Origin of the sequence: Chitinophaga sp. S165 (genome assembly GCF_003182155.1) — a bacterium.
In the GTDB taxonomy this organism is placed as follows: Bacteria; Bacteroidota; Bacteroidia; order Chitinophagales; family Chitinophagaceae; genus Chitinophaga.
In genome coordinates this window covers 926,225-949,357 of sequence record NZ_QGTG01000002.1, presented here as the reverse complement: position 1 = coordinate 949,357, position 23,133 = coordinate 926,225, and the positions used below count along the sequence as shown (strand labels likewise).

8 protein-coding genes are annotated in these 23,133 nt (G+C 46.3%); 3 read left to right on the top strand and 5 right to left on the bottom strand.

Translation table 11 applies throughout. The features are described 5' to 3' along the window. Nucleotides 1–40 precede the first annotated feature (40 nt). The gene (locus C7475_RS12090) at nt 41–841 is read left to right on the top strand and encodes a S1/P1 nuclease (RefSeq protein WP_158286488.1); all 801 of its coding nucleotides are present in this window, start codon (nt 41–43) and stop codon (nt 839–841) included. Between the two features lie 76 nt (nt 842–917). Here C7475_RS12090 and C7475_RS12085 read toward each other — a convergent pair whose 3' ends face one another. Both C7475_RS12085 and C7475_RS12080 read right to left on the bottom strand, forming a co-directional pair. Next, nucleotides 918–1,844, bottom strand: a complete 927-nt coding sequence (locus C7475_RS12085; RefSeq protein WP_110053600.1) for a PfkB family carbohydrate kinase — start codon at nt 1,842–1,844, stop codon at nt 918–920. Nucleotides 1,845–1,898: 54 nt separating this feature from the next. Then, nucleotides 1,899–3,311: an MATE family efflux transporter gene (locus tag C7475_RS12080; RefSeq protein WP_110053599.1), complete on the bottom strand. Its 1,413-nt coding sequence runs from the start codon at nt 3,309–3,311 to the stop codon at nt 1,899–1,901. A 405-nt stretch (nt 3,312–3,716) separates the two neighbouring features. Between C7475_RS12080 and C7475_RS12075 the strand changes: the two genes are divergently transcribed. Next, the gene (locus C7475_RS12075) at nt 3,717–4,217 is read left to right on the top strand and encodes a hypothetical protein (RefSeq protein WP_110053598.1); all 501 of its coding nucleotides are present in this window, start codon (nt 3,717–3,719) and stop codon (nt 4,215–4,217) included. Between the two features lie 165 nt (nt 4,218–4,382). Here the strand turns inward: C7475_RS12075 and C7475_RS12070 are convergent, their stop codons facing one another. From C7475_RS12070 to C7475_RS12060, 3 genes are all read right to left on the bottom strand, one after another. Further along, nucleotides 4,383–6,398, bottom strand: coding sequence for an OmpA family protein (locus C7475_RS12070; protein WP_110053597.1), 2,016 nt, complete (start codon nt 6,396–6,398; stop codon nt 4,383–4,385). Nucleotides 6,399–6,415: 17 nt separating this feature from the next. Beyond that, the gene (locus C7475_RS12065) at nt 6,416–7,426 is read right to left on the bottom strand and encodes a PorP/SprF family type IX secretion system membrane protein (protein ID WP_110053596.1); all 1,011 of its coding nucleotides are present in this window, start codon (nt 7,424–7,426) and stop codon (nt 6,416–6,418) included. 78 nt (nt 7,427–7,504) lie between these two features. After that, nucleotides 7,505–19,765, bottom strand: a complete 12,261-nt coding sequence (locus C7475_RS12060) for a gliding motility-associated C-terminal domain-containing protein (protein ID WP_110053595.1) — start codon at nt 19,763–19,765, stop codon at nt 7,505–7,507. Nucleotides 19,766–20,478: 713 nt separating this feature from the next. Between C7475_RS12060 and C7475_RS12055 the strand changes: the two genes are divergently transcribed. Then, complete coding sequence (locus tag C7475_RS12055; RefSeq protein ID WP_110053594.1) at nt 20,479–23,049, top strand: hypothetical protein; 2,571 nt, start codon at nt 20,479–20,481, stop codon at nt 23,047–23,049. The last annotated feature ends 84 nt before the right edge of the window (nt 23,050–23,133 follow it).

The window sequence follows — 23,133 nt, the reverse complement described above, 5'->3', positions numbered from 1 at the left end:
ACCTTTATACACTTGTGAAGAATTAACAATCTCATGTACTATGCTTAAAAAACTGTACCATGTTTTATTAGGTGTCATATTGCCATTGATACCTATGTCAGGCTTTGCCTGGGGCGTTACCGGCCACCGTGTAGTAGCCGAGATCGCCAGCCGTCATTTAACCCCACAGGCACGTAAAGCCATATATGCTTTACTTGGGCCACAGAGCATGGCGATGGTCGCCAACTGGCCTGATTTTATCAAATCGGACACAACACATCAATATGATCATACTTCACCCTGGCACTACCTGGATTTTCCGCCGAACTGTAACCGTCAGCAATTTGACGAGGTAATAAAAGCACATGCCACGGGAGAAAACCTATATGCACAGACCAATGCATTGGTAAAAAAACTGAAAGATCCTTCCGTTTCCAAAGCAGATAAGGTATTTGCGCTCACGTTCCTTATCCATATGATAGGAGACATGCACCAGCCCTTGCATACAGGAAGGGATGAGGACCAGGGGGGAAACAAGATCCAGGTGATGTGGTTTGACAAACCGACCAATCTTCACCGGGTTTGGGATGAGCACCTGATAGAATTCCAGCAGCTGAGTTATACAGAATATACGCAGGCCCTGGATACTGCATCTGCTGCGACAGTACGCAAGTTACAGAGCGGCAGTGTGGCAGACTGGATGTTCGAGTCGAACCAGTTATCTGCCAAAGTATATTCACTCACACATGCCAATGATAAGCTCAGTTACCGGTATAATTTCTGGTTTGCGGGCGATCTGAATAGTCAGCTGTTGAAGGGAGGATTAAGATTGGCAGCTCTGCTGAATGGGATCTACAAATAATAATGGGTTATAGTATAAAAGAAAAAAGCATCCGCCTGTAGCGCGATGCTTTTTCTTTTTATAAAGATCGTATAGACTAGATCAGGTCTATGTCAAAATTCACCAGTTGTACGAACTGCTCCAGGCGGTTGCTGATATCTTCAGCGGTGATCTCGCGAAGACGGCCTACACCAAAACGCTCCACGCAGAAGGATGCCATAGCAGAACCTACGATGATGGCTGTTTTCATATTCTCAAAGGAGATATCCTTCGTTTTCGCCAGGTGACCTATAAAACCACCTGCGAAAGTATCGCCAGCGCCGGTTGGGTCAAATACCTCTTCCAGTGGCAGGGCAGGAGCGAAGAACACATGATTTTCATGGAACAGCAGTGCACCATGTTCGCCTTTCTTGATGATCAGGTATTTAGGTCCCATAGTAGTCAGAATAGTACGGGCAGCCTTTACAAGAGAGAATTCCCCGGTCAGCTGACGGGCTTCCCCATCATTCACCAGCAGTACATCTACTTCTTTCAGTACCGTTTTCAGATCGTCCATCGCTACTTCCATCCAGAAGTTCATGGTATCCATGACGATCAGTTTCGGCCTTGTTTTCATCTGTTTTATTACAGACAGCTGTACCTGCGGAGTCAGGTTACCCAATATCAGGAATTCGCTTCCCTGATAACTGTCAGGTATCACTGGCTGAAATTCACCCAGTACATTCAGCTCTGTAGCCAATGTATCACGAGTGTTCATGTCCATATGATATCTACCGGCCCAGTAGAAAGATTTCTCGTCTTTCTTTACCTGTACACCATCAAAAGCCACTCCTTTGGCACCCAGCGCGTCCAGTTCTTCCTGTGGAAAATCTCCACCGATAACAGACACCTGATTGATGGGCTTCACAAAGTTAGAAGCGGCCCATGCTATGAATGTGGCGGAACCACCAACGATCCGGCCGGATTTACCAAAGGGCGTTTCTATATCATCGAACGCCATAGAACCTACAACAGTTAGCGACATGCTTATTCTTTTAATTGGGTTTAGTTAGTTTACAATAAAACAGCGCAAATGTAACTAAACTTTTACCCGCTTCCACCATCCTTTCCGGAATATAACAATAGCCGCCACCGCAATACAGGATTCTGCAACAGCAATAGCCCAGAAAACACCTGCAGGCCCCATATCGTAGTTTACGGCCAGTATCCAGGCCATTGGGATCTGCAGCATCCAGAAGCCCACCAGGTTAATATAGGTAGGGGTACGCGTATCTCCCGCGCCGTTAAACGACTGGGACAACACCATGCCATAGGCATAGAAGATATACCCGACGCTTACCAGTTGTAAACATTGGGCGGCATACTGTACGATGGCCCCATCGCTGGTAAAGAGCATCACTATCGGCCTTGCCGCTGTGAAAAAGAAGATAGAGATCAATCCCAGGAAGACCATATTAAAAAAGGCGGCACGCCACACTGAGGTTTCCGCCCGGTCCGGCTGACCGGCCCCCAGGTTTTGTCCTACCAGTGCCGCTGCAGCATTTGCCATGCCGAAAGCGGGCAACAGTGTGAAAATGACGATCCTTATCGCAATCGTATAGCCGGCTACCGCATCTTCTCCAAAACGGGCAATCAACCGTACCAGGAAGATCCAGCTGGTTGTATTGATCAGCAGTTGCGCTGTACCGCCCGCCGCAATCTTAAGTAACTTCCATATCTCACCTGCGTCAGGACTGATATGACGGCTGGTAATGCGTATCAGACCTTTTCTTCCAAAAAGATGGTACAGCTGATAGCATACCCCGATACCGCGGCCAATTGTAGTAGCCAAAGCTGCGCCTTTTAATCCCAATGCAGGAATGGGGCCTAAACCGTTTATCAGCAAAGGACATAATAAAATGTTCAGGATATTCGCGATCCATAAAGAACGCATAGCCACAGCGGCATCTCCTGCACCCCGGAAAATTGCGTTGATGAGAAAGAGCAGAATGACGATGAGATTACTGCCCAACATTATCCGCGTATATATATGACCGTTATCTACCACCTCAGGCGAAGCGCCCATCAGTGTCAAAAGATCTGGTGCATATATTACTCCAGTTACAGCAATGATCAAAGCCAGCACAAGCGCAACATAAAGTGACTGAACAGCAGCATGTGCAGCAGCATCACTGTCTTTCTCTCCTGTACGGCGCGCTACTACAGCCGTAGCCGCCATACTTAATCCAAATGCCGCAGTATATACTATTGTCATCATGGACTCTGTTAATCCAACAGTAGTAATAGCATGTTTACCCAGCTTACTGACGAAAAATATATCCACTACTGCAAAAAGTGATTCCATCACCATTTCCAGTATCATGGGTACCGATAATAAAAAAATAGCACGGTTGATATTGCCGCTTGTGAACTCTTTTTCCGTGCCTGATACCGCAGTAACAAACAATCGGAATACCTTGCCCAGGCGGGAACTTGCCTGTGTATCTCGCATGTTAATAACTATTAAATAATTTAAAAATGGAATTTACAGGTAGTGATGTATTACCTGCTAACAATAAAGGGGCTGTGGGCATATCCGGAAGTACCAGATATTAAATTACTTTTTCATGGCGATCAATTGTAGATCACAAAGGTAAAATGTTTTTTTATTCCGATCCATTTTTTTAGTTAGTGTGGCAACACATATTCCTTTCCGGCACTTTTTCTTCATGCTTCAAATGCAACGCTGGTAAGCAATTAATCGAACGCTTAAAACACATTAAATATTTTTTTCAGCACCGCTGTAACTTTTCTTTAACGCCTCCGTTTTACAGTTGCATTAATGCGGAGAAACCATTTATTATAATAAATACGGAGACCTAGTTCTATAATTTAAAATTGATTTAAAACGGAAACCATGCTTACGATTAAAAAACATGCTCTGAAAATGGGAGCATTAGCCCTTGCTATGGGTTTTACTTTTGCAGCTTGCAGCGATGACGACGAACCTACAGTTCCACAGACTCGTTCTAAAGAATACAAGCTGGCAAAAAGCGCTACAGATGCAGCTCAGACAGGTACTATCACCCTGACTGAAAATGCTGACAGCAGCGTAAACCTGTCTATCACACTGAAGGCTTCTACGAAAGACACTAAACATCCTTTCTACCTGATCGGCGGTTCAGTTGCAACTCCAACTACCGACACTCTGGTAAGAGATAGCATCGTTGGTAATGGTGCTGAAGCAACCAAAGTTATCTGGAACAAAGTTGATTCAGTTACTATTAACGGTCAGAAACGTAGGTTCACTTATGATAGCGCGGTGAAGAATGTGTCAGCGTTCGCTAAAGTTTACTTCAAAGCTGGTAAAGACAGCGTTATCGCTGTAGGTAACATCCTGAAGAGCAGCGCTCAGTAACTCCTGAACGAAACCAACTAGTGTAAAAAACATTAGGAAAATACAGGGTAAATAAGATTAATAATGGCCGGAAATTTCCGGCCATTATTATGATGGTCTTCGCGTGTCATTAGGATATGGCTCCAACCCGTAGGTCAGAAAACCGACTTTATAAAAAGGTAGGTGTTACTCCGTCAACTGGGTTACACGTAATACTTTAAATTCTGTTCTTCTGTTCAACTGTCTGCCATCCGGATTATCCTTTCCGTCCGACATTGTGTTAGGTGCTATCGGCCTTGTTTCACCATATCCTTTCGCGATCATACGATCGCTGGAGATGCCTTTGCTGATGAGGTAATCCACACACGATTGTGCCCTCTTCTGCGACAGTTTCATATTATATGCATCTTTACCTTTGCTATCCGTATGAGCACTCATCTCAATGATGATATTCGGGTTATCCTGCATGATAGATACAACTGTATCTAATACTACCAGTGACTGCGGACGCAAGGTCGCTTTATCGAAGTCATAATAAATATCTTTCAGAATAATAGGCTTTCCTATTTCATAGCGCTTGAGACATATAGTTGGGTTTACTAAGGAATCAACTTTTGTCAGATCATCCGTATTTGTGTAAATAGCTTTAGAGAAATAATTCTCTTTTTCTGCCATGATCTTGTAATGTTTGAGAGGTTCTACTTCAAAGCGGTAACGCCCGGTTTCATCCAAAGTAACTTGCTGCAATACACGTTGCTGGATAGTATCCAGTAATGTGACTTTAGCGCCTGTAAGCGGCAGATCACCATCACAGTCCAGCACCAGTCCATTGATAGTTTTAGAAATCTTCTTAATTGTAAAAACTTCCAGGCAACAAACGGACTCTCTGTCAGAACTGATATACCCTGCCGCAAGAGGATGCTCGTTGTCAACAGCCGTATAGTACACATCATCTTTAGGAGAGTTTAAGGGCATACCCATGTTTTTGGGCGTTCCCCAGCTGCTGAAATCTCCGTCAATAACGAAGAAGTCAAGTCCACCCAATCCGACCCTTCCGTCAGTGCTGAAAATCATGGCCTTTTTTTCAGTATCATAGAAAGGAGCCTGTTCTTCATCCCGGGTATTGATATTGGTACCCATGTTCTTCGCAGGTCCTGCAGATCCTTTATCAAGCGGGCAATACCATAAATCATTTTTCCCCATACCACCGGGCCTGTTGGAAGAAAAAAGCAGGTACTTTCCATCTGCAGTTACGAACGGCTGCATAGAGCTAAAACCTTCTACGTTTACATTTGGCCCCATTGCCCTGGGCTCTTCCCAGCTGTTACCTTTTTTACTGCTCACATAGATAGCGGCTGCTTTAACCCCGTTTTTAGTTGTCCAGCGTGTCAGATAGATCGTATTCCTGTCAGCACTAACTGTGGCCGCTCCCTGATCTATACCTTTGGCTTCGGGGATACTCACAGGCTGACTATTATGGAAATCTCCTTCTTCCCCCTGCGCAACAAACAAGTTATTGATATATGGATTTACCTTCTTAGATTTCTTTTCTTTCTCAAGATCAGCACTGTCAGGACGTGAAGATGTATATAACAACTGGTCTTTCCCTAACAAAGCTGGTGCATAGTTTGCACCTCCGGCATTTATATCTCCTGATAATTTGCTAATTGTGTACGCAGGCAGACGGTTTGATTCAGCTATCGCGAACTCACAGCACGCGATCTCCAGGTTTGTCCTTGTGCTGATCTCGTCTATTTTGCCATACTCTTGTTTGAACTTTGTGAATTGATCCAGGGCTGTAGTATACTTTCCGTTTGCACGAAGGCTTACACCATACCAAAAGCGGGCGAGCGGGAAGAGTGCGTTGTTATTGAAACCTACTGCCTGTTCGTAGTATTTTTCGGCATTGCCGAAGTCATAATAGTTTCTGTAAGATTCAGCCAACCGGTAGATCACCACTTCATAGTCTTTAAGCTTACCGGACTCTTTACCCCTTAATTCAACTGTATAAGGCAGGATCTGTTCAGGTTTTATCTTAAAAGTACCAAGGGCTTTATTGTAATACTGAGCTGCGGAATAGTAATCCTTCGCCTCAAAATAAATATCACCGGTCCGCTTGTAGTCATATACATATTGAGCCTTTGAAGTGCCAACAATCCATAATAATGCGATAGCCAGCCAATAGCGTACATTTTGTTTCATCCGTGTATTTTTTGTTTTTACAAGCGCGGGCAAAAGAAGTTTTCTTCAGAGTAAACTCTCTTTTTCCGGCTTATGAAGGATAAGGATAGTTCAAAGCTGTTACTGCCATTGACCAATCGTCTGAGATTGGAAGTATTCACATCATAGCTAAGCCCCAGTACGAAGCTTTTGAAGTGGAAACCGGCAAACGGGATGGCGGAATCATTGATCCTGTAATTGCCTCCCAGCAGGAAGTCAAATTCTTCGTTCAGATATGCCTGTGCATATACGCCCACCACTGTTTCATGCGCATTTCCCTGGCGCATGTACAGTCCATGAGGTGTAAGACTGAAAATATCATTCAATTTAATACGTGTGCCACCATGTACCAGGTACCTTACCGGCAGGCGTTTGTTATCACCTGATACAAATGGATCAACCGGTTGCGTGAGATGACCTACAGAAAAACCAGCGAAAGGATTGAACTGATGATTAGGGTTGCCGTCGAAGAACATTACGCCTGCGGCGGCGTCAAATGCATTGGAAGATGTATTGTTGATCGTCTCACCACTTGGTTTCGATGGATCAAAGCCCATTACAGGATCATACTGACTGCCCAGCTGCCATTTGGCAGGGTCTATCTTACGGTTGATCATACCGGCCTGGATACCGAATACCAGCTGACTGGTACCTGTCTCTCCAAAACGTACACCACGGTAAGAAAAACTTGCCATTGCGTTCAGGTAATTATACCCTGCATCTCCGGCAGACATATTTGTTACATTCACTCCGACGCCCATATTGTTAGGTGCAGCAGCATCAAAAGAAACACCGGTGGTAGAAAACGGCTTGCCGATGTTCACCCATTGATTACGATAATTGGCGCTGACACGGTAGTCGCCATCAACGATACCTGTCAATGCAGGGTTCAGCCACATAGGGTAAGCATAATACTGGGAGAAATGAGGGTCCACCTGTGCTTTCGTCCATGTTGGCAACAATGCGGCCGTTATTATCCAGACAACGAAGAGTACATTTTTATTCTTCATAAGAAGACATTTTAAACTTTTTGTAATGGCCGGGATGACGAGGTCATCCCGGCACTGTTTATTCTTTTTCTAACCCAGTTATCTAACAATGGTAACCGTGCCTTTTCTGTTTACTACCGTACCATCCTGAAGTGTAGCGCGGAGCACGAATATGTATACACCCACAGGCTGCTGACGTCCACCCATAGTACCATCCCAACCGGTACGCTGATCTTTGGTCTCAAATATCTGCTGACCAAATTGGTTGTAGTACCTCACTACTACACTGGCAATAGTGTTACCATATATGAAGTGTACGTCGTTAAATCCATCTCCGTTCGGTGTGAACACGTTTGGAATGAAGATGTTGTTGCCCTGCGGATTCTCTGCTGTACCTGTTACGGCTGTAGAGAGTGCACTGGTTTCACAATCTGCACCACCTAATGCTCTTACACGGATAGTTACCGATTGACCAGGCAACAGGCCTGCAATTGTATGTGTGAGGCCCTCCGCACCGGAGCTTGGAACGACATAAGTAACGCCATTGTCAAGTGTTACCTGGTAGGCCGTTGCTCCCGGAATAGCTGTCCAACCGAAGGTCACGGAGGTTGGTGTAGTCTCGGTCACCGTTACAACAGGTGTGGCCAGTGGCGACAGGATGTTTATCTGTACAGCAATTCTGGAAGCACTGGTGCAACCGCCTGCCGTCACCACCTCTACATAGTAGGTCGTATTCTGATTCAGAGCAGGTGTGATAAACGTCGCAGTTGTTGATACTGCTGCACCACCTGTAGCTGTTGTATACCAGCGGAAACCTGCGTTTGGTGTTGTTGATGTAGCGGTGAGTGTCGCTGTTTCTCCAGGACAAACGCCTGCTTCATTACCGGTAACTGTCGCATTATTAGCCGGAGCACCCAATGTGATGCTTACAGGAGTACGCGTAATACTTGTACAATTGGAAGTATTCAGCGCCTCTACATAGTATGTGATATTTCCTGTAACCGCAGGGGCCATAAACGAACTTCCCGTCGCCACCGGTGTCCCGCCAGTCAGGCTGCTATACCAGCGATAGGTCAGTGCTGCCTCCGGATTCTGCACGCTCAACGTAGGTCTTTCGTTCTGACATGCGGTTATTGCTCCGTTAGTTACTACCGGTGATGCCGGGGTTGCATTGACCGTTACCTGTACAATAGTACGGCTCTGGCTTATACAGCCGCCTGTAGCAGCTTCCACATAGTATGTCGTATTCGCATTCAGCTGTGATGTAGTAAAGGCTGCGCCGGTGAATACAGGTGTACCACCCGTAGCTGCTGTATACCATCTATAACTGATACCTGCCAGAGGATTCTCTACCGTGAGTACGGCGGAAGTGCCGGCACATATTGTTGCACCATTGGCCAGCGGAGCATCAATAGTATTTACCACTGTTGCCGTTACACCCTTTCTCGCCTGGCTGCTGCAACCCGTTCCATTCAGCGCTTCCACATAGAACGTAGTGTTGCTGTTTAGTGCCGCGGTTGTGTATTCTGTGCCAGTAGCCAGCAGGGTACCATTATCCGGAGCATTGTACCAACGATAGGTGAGTGCTGCATCCGGATTGAGGATATTGAATGTAGATGTACCACCAACGCAGGTGATCACATTCGCAGCAACAACATCAGGTGTTGGCGCTGCCGCGTCTACCACTATACTTGCTTCAGCGCGGTTCGCACTTACACAGGTAGCACCTAAAGCAGCCTGCACGTAGTAGTTGACATCTGCATTAACAGCTGTCACCGTAAAGGAACTGCCTGTGAATACCAGCGTACCGCCAGTTGCTGCATTAAACCACTGATAAGTGATGCCTGCCTGTGGATTCTGCACTGACAAGGTCACGTCCTGACCAGCACATACCCTTACACTAGAAGCAGTCAGTACCGGTACATTTGGAGACGTACCTACCGTTACGGTAACTGCCACTCTTGCGCTGGTACCGATACATTGGTTATTAGTAGTTGTTCCATCCACATAGTAAGTAGTGGTATTGTTCAGAACAGGAGTTGTGAACTCAGGGCCACTCTCTACCGGTGAGCCACCAGTAGCAGTAGTGTACCAATTATAGATCATACCATTTGTACTGGAAGTTACACGCAGTGTTGCTGTTTGTCCTGTACATATGTTTATATTATTCGCCTCAACCACGGGCACCGGAGGATCGGTAGATACCGAGAGGGCCACCAGGGCTCTTGATGCGCTCACACAACTACCATCCACAGCCTCTACATAGTAGTTTATTGCTGCATTGACAGGCGGTGTCGTAAAGCTGCTGCCTGTAGCAACCGGAGTACCTCCTGTTGCTGTTGTGTACCAACGATAAGTGAATGCTGCATTCGGATTCCGTACAGACAAGATTACATTTTCACCAACACATATGATTGCACTGGAGAATGCTGGTACCGGTACATCCGGCGAAGCTCCCACAGTTACGGTAGCTGCCACTCTGGTGCTTGTACCAGTACACTGACCATTAGTACTTACAGCTTCTACATAATAGGTGGTAGTAGTATTGATAGCTGGTGGCGTAAACTCAGGACCGCTGAATACAGGTGTACCACCGGTAGCCACTGTATACCAACTATAGGTTACACCATTGGTGCTGGAAATTACGCGCAATGTTGCAGTACCGGTACAGGTGCTTACATCATCGGATTCAAGTACCGGCACCGGAGGCGCACTTGATACTCCTACCGCCACAACTGCTCTTGCAGGGCTGCTACAATTACCGTTAGCCGCTTCTACATAGTAGTTTCTGGCTGTATTGATAGCCGGTGTTGTAAAGCTACTACCTGTGTCTACCGCAGTACCGCCTGTTGCAGTTGTATACCAGCGATAGCTGAATGCCGCGTTTGGATTCTGCACAGTAAGGGTAACAGTAGATCCTGGGCATACGGTAACATTTGGAGCCGTTACTGTTGGTGTTACAGGGGCCGGTATTGCCGTGATCGAAACAGGCACACGTGCACCCGCATTAGCACAACCATTGCTGTTAACGGCCTGCACATAATAGGTCACATCGCTGTTTACGCCGATCACCACAAATACAGGTCCGGTAGATACCAGCGTGCCACCTGTTGGTGCACTATAGAATTGGTAGCTCAGATCATTCTGCGGATTTTGTATGAACAGTACAGCATTCTGACCAGCACATACCTCTACGTCATTGCTTACCAATGTCGGTGTAGCCGGCCTTGTAGCTACAGTAGCTGTAGCTGCTACTCTTGCACTGGCCTGTCCACATGCAGAGGAATTATTGCTTGCCTCTACGTAATAAACTGTTGTAGCTGAAAGTGGCGCCGTAGTGAACGTTGCCCCCGTATGTACCAACGTACCACCAGCTAAGGCTGTATACCATCTGTATATAGCTCCCGGTGCAGGAGATACGATATTGAAAGTAGCAGCGTTGCCTGCGCAGAGACTCACATTTGGCGTATCCAGTACGGGTGTTTGTGCTCCCACCCCTACAGATACTGTAGCTCTCACCCTGGTAGCCAATGTACATGAACCGTTGCCTGTCTCTACATAAAATGCTGTATCTGCATTCAGGGCATTTGTCACATAACTGGTACCTGTGAATAACAATGTACCACCTGTTGGCGCACTATACCAGCGGGTCTGTATATTCTGACCTGATACAGTAGCTGTCAGGGTAGCCTGCTGGCCCGCACAAATCGATGCATTCGTAACAGTTGGCGCTACCAGACCTGGCACTACACTTACCGTTACAGATACCCTGTTCGGATTAGCGCAATTATTGCTGGTACGCACACTTTGCACGTAATATGTTTTCGTAGCTGTCAGCGTTGGTGTTATAAAGGATGGACCTTCAAACACTTTCTGTCCGCCGACAGGTGCATCATACCATTCAAGTTTTGCCACTGCACTACTTGTCGCTGTCAGGGTAGCAGTATTGCCGCTACAGATAGTAACATTACGTGTAGCTACTACCGGAGCTGATACCTGTCTTGTCGCATAGTAAATATTAGCTTTCACCAGCGCAGCCAGTACACCAGCTCTCAGACGTACCTGTACGCGATCGTATGCAGCACCTGGAGCAAAAGCCACCGTAAATTTATTGCTGCCAGACACTAATCTGATGCTCACATTACCTGTATTCAGTAACACTGCATCGTTATTAGCGGTCGCTCCGTTGAAGCTGGATACTTCCAGAGTACTCAGCAGCGTTGCATCTATTACCTGGGCAGGTAATTCCATTACGATACGCACACTATCACCTGCGGCCGCCACATCAGGGAAGATCAGGCGTTGCTGTACGCTACCGCTTCCTGCTGCCAGTGGCACTGAAAGTATTGAGAAGTTATTAATATCAGCGTCTGTAGTATTTGCTGCATCTACCACTGAACATAACACACACACAGCAGTGGTACTGTTTGATTGATCGTTTGCGAAATCGCAGGCAGTATTTGGCACAACCGTTACTGTTAACGGCACAGCAACACGTTGACTTGGGCAAGCACCTGTGCCTGTAACCGCTTCAACATAATAGGTAATACCACTTGTAAGCGCAGGTGTTGTAAATGCTGCTCCTGTCGATACAGGACTTCCACCTGTTGCCACAGTATACCAATTGAACGTAACACCCGGAGTCGTGGAGCTTGCATTCAATTGTGCAGACTGACCACTCACTACTTCCCCGTTTGCAGGAATCGTCGTAACGGTCGGAGTAGCCGGTACAGTATTTACAGTAACTGTTGCTGCAGTTCTTGTAGCACTGTTGCAGGTACCTGCGGCGGCCTCTACATAATAAGTCGTGTTTGTATTCAGTACAGGTGTCTGGAAAGATGCTCCTTCAAACACCGGCGTACCGCCTGCTGCTGTTGTATACCAGCGGAACACTACTCCCGGCGTCGTAGATGTAGCCGCCAGTTGTGCGCTGTTATTTGCACAGATAGTGGCATTTCCTGGAGTCACAACCGGAACGGCAGGCCTGTCAATTACATTGGCCGTTACCATCTTACGTGTTGTATTGGAACAACCCGCAACATTAGAAGCCTCGATGTAATATGCAGTAGTGGCAGTCAGATTAGGCGTTGTAAAGGAGGATCCTGTGAACAACGCTGTACCTCCTGCAGGAGCAGCGTACCAGCGGTAAATCACACCTGTCACAGGTTTCACATTAAAGGTTGCGGTACTGCCGCTACAGATGGACAATGCGGTAGTATCCAGAGCAGGAATTGCCGGCACTGGGTCCACAACTGCAGCTACCAGCACACGCTGCGGATTAGGACAATTCAGACTTGTCTTAACAGCTTCTACATAGTAATTAGTATTTGCAGTCAGTACCGGTGTTTGATAACTTGTACCGGTAGCAACAGCGGTACCACCTATTGAAGTTGTATACCAACGGAACGAAACGTTTGCCGGACCGGAAGCTGTCAATGTTGCACGGTTGCCTGTACATACGGTATCTCCTTTTACTACAGGCAGACTAACTACGCGGCGGGCATAATGAACACCTACGCTGCTTAGTGCAGTGGCTGCACCAGACTTCAGGCGTATTACAAGCCTGTCAAACAACGCGTTTGGTTTGAAGCCTACAAGTGCCTGTTGATTGCCGCTCAGCAATGCCACTTTCACGAGCGGACTATTCAAAGGAGTGAAGTCATTATTGGATACTGCGCCATTGTAAGATCCGATCTCTACTGATGACAACAGTCCTATTTCAACCAGGGAAGCATCAAAAGAAACTGATACGATAGTACTGTCACCGGGCTCGCTGATCTGTGGGAAGATCAGTGATTGCTGTACGTACCCGTTCAGAAGGCCCAACACTACATGCAGGATCGATTTAGAAGCCGTGCTGTTATCAACTGCCAACGCAGGATTTTCAACATAACAGCCAACGCAGATACCATTGGCACCGTTCACCTGGCTGGTAGCCGCATCACAAGGAATGTCGTTGTTGCCCGGAACTACAGTGGCAGTTACAGATACTCTCGGGCCGCTCTTGCAGCCTCCGGCATTTACTGCCTCTACAGAGAAGGAGCTGGTAACAGTTAGCGGACCAGTGTTAAATGCGGCTCCGGTAAAGATGGAGTCGCCGGCCGCATTGTACCATTTATAGATCACATTTGCACCTGTCGCATTTGCCGTAAAGATGGCGCCCTGGCCACTGCTCACAGACGTACTTAACGGGGTCACGGTGAGATTGGTCGGAGCTGCACTGACAGTTACAGGCACTCTTGTTCTTGTAGTGCTCTTACAGCCATTATTATCTGCTTCCACATAGAAAGCAGTATCGGCTGTCAGCGCATTCGTCGTATAATTAGCTGTGGATGCCAACAGCGTGCCTCCTGTAGCAGCGGTGTACCAACGGAAGGTAGCGCCCACGGGAGCAGTTGCCAGCAGCGTAGCCGGATTACCGGAACAGATACTTCTTCCTGCGGCCGTAGGTGCGGCTGCCACTGTACCAACGTTTATCATTACTGGTACTCTGACAGGGTTAGCACAACCAAAACGACCGGATTCAACATAGTACGTGGCCGAAGCAGTTAGCGGTTGGGTTGTATATGAACCTCCCACCTGTAATGGTGTACCGCCTACAGCAGTATTGTACCATGCCAGATCTGCGCCATTAGAAGATGTTGCAACCAGATTAGCAGTGCTGCCACTGCAGATATTCACATTTGCAGCAGCTACCTGTGGTCTTGGCGTGATCACTGCAGCGAAATATACTTTCACCCGCGTGAGCGCGGCAACTAGACCGCTGATGCTTATCATTGCACCGGTAAAGGCTTTTGTAGCAGGCACCGTTACACGGAACTTATTACCGATGTTAAGCAACTGCAGATGCACCGTCGAATTATTCAGGAACACTGCATCGCCGTTAGCGGTATTTCCATTATAAGTTTCCAGTCTCACTCCACCCAGTAGTGCCACATCTGCTAACTGACCAGGAATTTCCAGGTCCAGCGTGATGCTGTCACCTGCAGCATGTGTGTTTCCGAATTGTAATAACTGGCCTACGTATCCAACTGCATTTAAAGTAGATGTAATAGTAGAAGCTGAATTTGCATTCTGATCTACCGCCAGAGCAGGATCGGCCACAGAGCATAACAGGCAGATCCCTGAAATAACAGGGCTCACCTGTTGTGTGGCATAACTACATGGAGTAGGTTCTGCAGGCATGTTAATGTCCACCCGTACAACTGTACGTGCAGGACTTGTACAGTTATTCACCGGATCTCTTACTTCCACATAATATACTGCGGCAGCAGACAAAGGAGGAGTAGTAAAGGTGATTGAATTACCTTGTACAAGTGTGCCGCCAGCTGGCGCATTATACCAGTTATACTGATATGCCGGGTTCGGATTATTAACCGTGAAAGTGGCCGTCTGACCTGCATTGATCGTACTTACTGCTGGTGTTACCAATGGTTGTGGTAAACCAACGATCACATACACAGGTTTTCTTACTGGGTTCACACAACCCGTAGAAGAAATAGCCTCAACATAATAGATAGCGTTCGTTACATCGCTTACCTGGTAGGTAGCGCCTGTAGCCAGCACGGTACCACCGGCAGGCTGGTTATACCAACGGAACGAAGCACCAGGTCCGGTAGCCCGGAGTGTGGCGGCACTGCCCTGGCATATATAAACTGTATCTTTTTCTACTGTCGGTGTTCCCGCAAAGATCTGGGCTGAGTAGACTTTCAAAATGGTAAGCGCAGTAGCTGTACCACCCAATTTAACATTCACCCTGTCAAAGGCTGCACCGGGAGCAAAAGAGTAGATCAGGTCCCTGTTACCATTGAGTAACTGTAAATTCAACAGAGATGGAGAAAGGGTTACCTCATCATTATTAGAAGTAGCATTATTGGACGAAGAAATCCGGATGCCTCCTAACAGACTGAGATCTGCTATTCCGGTATTGAACCCGAGTTTAATGCGTACACTGTCGCCTTTTATACCTGGAGCAGAGAAGATAAGAGATTGCTGAATATTAGACCCAAGGCCAATAACAGCATGCATTACAGATGCTGTTTGCGTACTGTTATCTACAGCAGAGTCCTGCTTTTCTACATAACAACCCACACAGATGCCGCTTGCACTGGTCAACTGACTTGTAGCGCCACCACAATCAATATCACCAGGAGTAGCTGGACCACCGTCACCATTGAGTGTAATGGAAACCGGCGTACGCAAGCTTCTGCAGGCAGCATTACCCTGTAATGCCGCTTCTGCATAGAAAGTGGCATTCCCTGTTACCGGAGGCGCAGTGAACTGTGTGCCGACAAACACGGGCGTTCCGCCTGTTGGCACACTGTACCAATTATAGATATAACCGGGATTCGGCGAAACAACGGCAAATGTAGGAGTAGTGCCTTCCTCTACGGATGCAGACGATGGTGTAACCACCACTCCCGGAAGACCTGTTTTTACCTGAACGGGCGTACGTCTTTCACTGCCACAACTATCTGCTCCGACAGCTTCTACAAAATAGGTAGTGTCTTTGGTAATGGCTGGCGTGGTGAATGTAGCACCATATCCTACCGGTGTACCACCTGTGTATGAAGTAAACCAGCGCAGTGTATAGCCTGCAGGGCCCAGCGCAGTCAGCACAGCCGGACTTCCGCTACAGGTGAATATCGTTCCGGCGGCTACCTGTGCAATCGGAGTGACCACCTGTGCATAATATACGTTTAATGAGGTAATTGCCCCAACTACCGCACTCAGTCGTATCTCAACCCTGTCGAACGTCTTATTTGCAACAAAAGTATAGGCATTCTGTTGTACTCCGTTTAATAAACGGGCGGTAAGCAAATCACTCTGCAATCCCCCCATCTCAGCATCTGTAGGTCTCACCCCATTTCCCAACCCTACTCCAATGCCGCCGATCAACGCCAGATCAAGTAAGCCTGTGGTCGTACCCAGACCGAGTCTTATAGTATCACCGGCTTTACCGGCAATTGGGAATACCAGGTCCTGGTAAACATATCCCAGAGCTCCGATACCGAGGCGCACGGTGGAGGCAGTTGCTGGATTATTATCTACCGCCAATGCGCCATTCTCAACACCGCATAACAGGCAAGCCAGCCCACCTGTACCGCCGTTCTGTGTTTGAGAACCGCTACAGCTTAACTCTCCGTTACCGCTGGCTCCATTCACATTCACAGTTACCGCAGTTCTTTGGATACTGATCAATCCATCAACAGGAGAAACGGCTTCTACATAATAAGTCTTATTCTGGAATAAAGGTGGTGTTGTAAAATTATTGCCGGTATGTACCGGAGAACCTCCTTCCTGGGTTTCATACCAGTTGAAAATAACACCCGGTATAGCGGGCAAAGCCGCATTCAGCGAAGCTGTCTGCCCTGCAGTAATAGTAGCAGGACTTGGGGAAACCGTTACCGGTTTCATTGCTATCGCCTCATAAATATATAAGGTATTGTTTGCTGCCAGCAGCCCCGCGAGATCTACCTGGGCCGCATCGAAAGTATGTGATACAGGTATGGCTATTCTGAATTTATTGATGTTATTCTCTCCCTCCAGAATGTTAAAAGTTAAAGCGGGATTGTTCAGGAACCGTGGATCGTTATTGCTTACATTATTCAGTGAGGTTGTTACCCTGATACTTCCCAACAGAGATGCATCTGCAAGGATATCAGCTTCCGAACCCAGGATCAGAATGATGCTGTCGCCACTATGATATACCCCCGGGAAAGAGATCTTTTGTCCCAATGTCGCCCCTACACCTATTGGCAGTGATAAACGAGAAGCAGTCGTAGTGTCTCCATCCGCGGCAAATGCCGGGTTTTGAGCCGTACACAATACACAGGCAACACCGCCTGTAATAGGCCCCTGCTGATCAGTACCAAAGGTCCACAATGGACCGGTACCACCACCTATTGTCACCGGCACGGCAGTTCTTATCAGACTTGTAGTGCCGGCAGGATCTTCCGCTTCTACATAGTAAGTTGTATTGCGTAAAAGGGAAGGAGTTGTAAATGCCCCGGAACCCGTAAAGAGGGGTGTTCCACCTTCCGGTGTGCTGAACCAACTGAACACCGGGTTTGAAATACGGATAGAGGGTGTTAAAGTTATTGATGTATTGTAAGCAGTTCTTGCAGGTTTCGGCAATACATTTACAGGGATCATTGCGGCAACTTCATAGAGTTGTAACGAACCAGACACCCCTACTAAGCCCCCGAAATCGACCTGCACACCATCGAATGTTTTGGTGGCAGGAATGGTAACACGGAACTTCCTGGCGTTATTCAAACCGGTTCCCAGCAGTTGCAGCTTTACTGTTGGCGCATCCAGGTTTACGGCATCGTTGTTGGACACAGCCGGACCTGCAATACTGTTATTAAAGGTGGTCACTCTGATCCTCGGCAATACTACCCCGGCCAGATCTTCAGAAGGTGCCTGAAGAAATAATACGATGCTGTCTAAAGCCTGATATACGCCGGGCAATTTTACGAGTTGCCCTACTGTTGCAGCAAGCCCCAGGGGTACAGTAAGTGTTGAAGAAGTTGTTGTATCTCCATCAACCGCCAGATCCGGAGAGGTAACAGCACACGCTGCACATGCAATGCCTCCGGTAATAGGGCTTTGCTGTTCCTGGCCATAACTCCAGATAGTTCCGGCGCCACCAGCCACTTTTACGGTAACGGGGGTGCGTGCGTAACTACTTAGATTATCAGCAGCACTAAAGGCCTCCGCATAGTAAGTAGTCGTACGGCTTAACAATGGCGTTGGGAAGCTACTGCCAATAGCAAGCGGTGTTCCTCCCGTAGGTGTTGTATACCACCTGAAAACAGGCGCGGATATACGTGCGTCGGTAGCAGCGTTCAATGTAATACTACTACCAGCTGTGATCAACGGAGCCGTAGGAGTAACAACAACCGGAATAGCGGCAACAGCTTCGTACACTCTGAGAGCGCCAAAAGCTGCAAATGCAGTGGAAAGGCTTATCTGGGCCGCGTCAAAATCTTTGGTTACAGGGATAGTCACCCGAAACCTCGGGGAACCATCTGTACCTACGCCCAATACATCTACACGAACAGATCCTACACCCAGGGTGGTAAGATCATTGTTAGCTATATCATTATTAAAGGTCTGCACCTGAATGGCTGATAGCGCTCCTGCCGAGATCAACTGGCCGGGGATCTGCAGGTCCATAATGATCTGATCACCGGCTTTATAGTCTCCAGGGAATTTGAGCAATTGCCCTACAGATGTTAATGCACCCACCGGCAATGAAAGTGTCGATGCCGTAGTAGTATCTGCATCAACAGCTGCAGCCGGATTATCAACATAACATAATGCGCAGGCGATGCCAGCTGTAATAGGGCTTGTTTCCTGGTCAGCGTATGTCCATATCGGACCAGCACCGCCGCTTACACGGACAGTTACCGGTGTACGAACAGGGCTTACCAGTGCGTCTACAGGATTAGTAGCGGTCACATAATAAGTAGTGGTACGCTTCAATGGAGGTGTCGTAAATCCAGCACCATTAAATATAGGAGAACCACCTTCGGGTGCTGTATACCAGTTGAATGTGACACCGGGAATTCTTATAGAGGGAGAGAAAGTAACCGTTCCTCCGGAATTGACAGTGTGGGTTGCAGGATTAATTATTACAGGAATGAAAGCCGTTGCTTCATAAACACGTAGGGCAGCAAACTCACTGATCAAAGCAGAAAGGCTGATCTGTACTTCATCGAAACTGTGAGTAATTGGAATGATCACTCTAAACTTAGGTGTAGTTCCAAGTCCAAGCTCCAGCAAATTTATTCTGACAAGATCACTATTCAATGTAATCAAGTCGTTATTAGACACTCCTCCATTAAATGTATTTACAGAAAGAGCGGAAAGAAGTGATTTTGAATATATCTGATCGGGGATTTCAAGGTCAAGTGCCACATGATCTCCAGCCTGATAGCTGCCTGAAAATTTGAGTTTGAGCCCTACGCCACCCACAGCGCCGACAGGCAACACAAGTGTTGCAGCAGTATTAGTGTTTGCATCAATAGCATTGGCGCCATCATCAACCCGGCATAAGGCACAAGCTACACCAAATGTAACGAAGGACTGACTGCCGGCGAAGCTCCATAGTGGGCCATCGGCAGCAAGTTGGTTACCAGTGTTACGCCAGGCGTTACGCACTAAAGGGGAATAAGGGTGATGGGTGAGATAGTTATCTAACCAGGTTGTTGCATTGTTTGTCAACACAGTATTGGTCGCGGGCAGATCCTTTGCAGAAACTTCACCGACTGGCAACCCAACCAGGCAGACGAGATAAATAAGAATAAGCATAAAAGCTTTCAGGCAGCTTTTCAGGGTAGCTTTAAAATACATAGCATTCAATTGGTTCGGGTTATAAAGCGTGTATATATTGAAAGTTTGCTAAACAGATTGTCCCATAGTCGGTTTTGTCTGTTACTCTATAGGGGGCAGGGGCTATGATACTCAGGGAATAAGGGTAGGGGTGTTCTCAGGTCAAAACATTCAAATACACACAGGCCGTCCTTATGTTGAGAAAATGTTGAAAACAACTAGGCGAAAGTATGTTGATAGGATGGTTTAAAGGAAGTTCTTTTTATTCAGTATGGTAGAACCTGTTCATTTCGTTCATTCCATAAAAATTGAGTATTCATTTTGTTCATTCACAATTGAACCAGAAAAATATACTTATAATAAAGTTCCTGACTTCTAAGGGGTAACCTGGCATATTGTTAAGAACGGCTGTCTTAATATTAAATTGTGAAGAGGAGGTACTCACTGTTTTTAATGGGAGATACTGCCTGCTTTATCGGCCAAATATTGCTTAGTAGAGCTAATCAAATAAGATAGGCATCTTGTTGTTCCAGGATAATTGGCACGCCATGATATTGAATGAAAATCACGTAGTTACATTAATAATCAATCGCTAGTACATCTCATTCATTCTAATTTATTTCATTCATTTTAACCATTTTCTATACGAATAAATCTGAATTGAAAATGGCTACGTAAGTTTACTTCAAAATGACCAGAATCCATTTACTCAAAATCCATTTCCTTGTCCCCATATGATAGATCTCTCCTATGACTTTATCATAACGTTGCAAAATGAAGTATCTCGTAAGTTTGGAGCCGATACCATCACACCCAGTGATTGTAAACGGTTGTCTGATCTCATAAGGGATGAAACTACCAAAGCTGTTAGTGAAACCACTCTCAAAAGGGTTTTTGGGTTTGCTACGACTAAACATAGCTTTTCACGTTATACCCTTAACACGCTTGCGCAATATTGTCATTATAAGGACTGGGATGATTTCCAGGCGCAACATTATATACAGACCGACGGTAATGAATTGAATGATAGCAAATGGCTGGAGCTAAAAAATAAGGCTGTCACCATTTCTCATTATACCATTCTTACATTAAAGAACCGGTCAGGCATTCCCTTCGCCCTGACAGTTCCCCGTCCGTCCTGCTTTGCGCATATTGAACGTTTCCTGGAAAGTGACTATGCGGCCACTGCACTGATAGCCCCTTCGGGCTGGGGTAAATCCGTGACCCTGGTGCATATGGCTGAACATTTCTGGTTCAGTAAGGACGCCAAGTTTAAAAAGGACATCTGCTGGTTCATTCATGCTCATGCTGCAGGTAGCCTCCTGCTTAGAGGCTTCTCACTGGCAACCTGGCTCGACAACCAGCTGAACCTCGGCGCAGGAGAAAATTTCAGAGAATACTTCGCTTCCCATTTTGATAAAATCCGGGGAAGACTGATACTGATCATAGATGGTTTTGATGAAATCACGATAGCGGGGGACAAGCTGAAACTGCTATATACCAAACTGGAAGAATTTGTATACTCAAACGATCTGTTCCCCTGGGTAAAAGTGATCCTCTCCATACGCAGCAGTACCTGGTCTGATATTTTCCAGCACTCACTTCAATATCCTGCCTTCCGCAGATACTGGTACCTGGGGCCGGAAATGGATGAAGAAACCAGTATTAACCTTCCTTTTCTTACTGAGCAGGAGGTAAAATCGGTATTATATAATCACCGAATTGATCCTGCTACAGTCCGGACCTTCAGTGAAGGCTTCCTGCAAAAATTGCGATATCCTTATTATCTGCAATTATTCTGTCAGCTGAATACAGGTCCGGAACAAAATTTCGTCAGTGAGCATCTCAGCCTCTTCGAGATGATCTCAAAATTTGTTCAGATCAAAGTCTTCAATTCTCCAGCCAATACCTTCAAAGTCCGGATCATTGAGAAAATGCTATGGCTCCTGGACCTCGGCAAAGCAGGACAATACACAGACAAAAACTTGCTGCTGAATAAAAATGCAGATCTTTTCCCGGCATATAAAGAATTGTTGGCAGACAATATACTGGTAGAAGAAAATCTCAGTCAGGAAGTGATGTTCGTGGTTAAAGTACGTTTCGCTCACCAGTTCCTGCTTGAATACTTTTCAGCCATGCATTACATCAAACACGCCAATGATGTGATCGATGACAATATGTTGCAGAAGATCGCCAAACAATTACCGGCATCTTCCTATAGAGTAGGAGTATTTAAATGGCTGCTACGTTATGCGATCAACAATAAGCAACTAGAAGGGATCCATAAGATCTTCTACCTGCCGTTGAGTACAATGGAAAAGTCTTATTTGTTGGAATACCTGGCCGTGCACTATCAGCATGAAGGAGAAAAACAGATCTTGAGCACGGTATTCCCACAGGGGTATTTCCGCAAAAATCCATTAAGTCGATTCCTCAATGATAATTTCCTCCATTTCGGAAAAAGGAAGGTCCTTAACGCGCTTCTTGACCTATCCGAAATGCCCAACGACAGGCTAAAGATCAGAAGTATCCTATTTACAATGTCGTTGTTGCAGCTGGACGCAGAACAATGTGAACTGGAACTGAATAATATCAAAAAACTCATATCCAGGGATACCATTGACGATGAAGTATGGGTATCACCACATGACCTCTACCTGTTTGTATACGAATACATGAAATTCGGGATCATCAATGAGAGCATAAAGGATAAGATCTATAACTACCCGCGTTATTTGACCGGTAGTACGAGACATGCACCCACAGTTGCACAGGAAACCGTTTTCAGACTGACTGGGTTTGCCTTTGCCTTGCTGAATGATTATCCACATATGTTCAATTATACCAAGCGCATATTTGAATGTTTCCCGGCATTGGTATACCAACGAACTAGCCCTCTACGCCTGTCCCTATTATGTTGGCAGGCTATGTCCTATCTGGGGCAGGATAATCTTGCCATGACAAACAGGATCTGCCAACATACTGATAAGCTTCTGAAGACCTATTCTTTTGATTTTACCGGTGGGCGACATATTGAGGTACTACAGAAAATGATCCTGGCAGAGGTATATTTTAAGGAAAAGGAGTTAAACCGGGCAATCCGTACAGCAGAAGCAGCTATAGAAATTTCTCAGAAGATGGATTATAAATTGTTACTGCTGACAGGATTTAAATTACTTAGTAAGATGTATTCGCAAGTCCGTTTCGACAAACAATACAATCAGGCACAACAACAGATGGTATTGATCAATAAAAGTACCTCCTTTAAACACTTTGACAAGCTCTTAAGTGCTGTCGCTAAATAATCCATTACAAATCAATAATTTATACTGATCAATAAGAGCAGAGGGAAAGCTTTTAAACCGGATTTAGCTTTTTTTTGCAACTCG

Bases quoted from the DNA above. Each gene is read 5' to 3' on its own strand.
- C7475_RS12090 (WP_158286488.1), top strand. From the start codon at position 41: ATGCTTAAAAAACTGTACCATGTTTTATTAGGTGTCATATTGCCATTG.
- C7475_RS12085 (WP_110053600.1), bottom strand. From the start codon at position 1,844: ATGTCGCTAACTGTTGTAGGTTCTATGGCGTTCGATGATATAGAAACG.
- C7475_RS12080 (WP_110053599.1), bottom strand. From the start codon at position 3,311: ATGCGAGATACACAGGCAAGTTCCCGCCTGGGCAAGGTATTCCGATTG.
- C7475_RS12075 (WP_110053598.1), top strand. From the start codon at position 3,717: ATGCTTACGATTAAAAAACATGCTCTGAAAATGGGAGCATTAGCCCTT.
- C7475_RS12070 (WP_110053597.1), bottom strand. From the start codon at position 6,398: ATGAAACAAAATGTACGCTATTGGCTGGCTATCGCATTATTATGGATT.
- C7475_RS12065 (WP_110053596.1), bottom strand. From the start codon at position 7,426: ATGAAGAATAAAAATGTACTCTTCGTTGTCTGGATAATAACGGCCGCA.
- C7475_RS12060 (WP_110053595.1), bottom strand. From the start codon at position 19,765: ATGTATTTTAAAGCTACCCTGAAAAGCTGCCTGAAAGCTTTTATGCTT.
- C7475_RS12055 (WP_110053594.1), top strand. From the start codon at position 20,479: ATGATAGATCTCTCCTATGACTTTATCATAACGTTGCAAAATGAAGTA.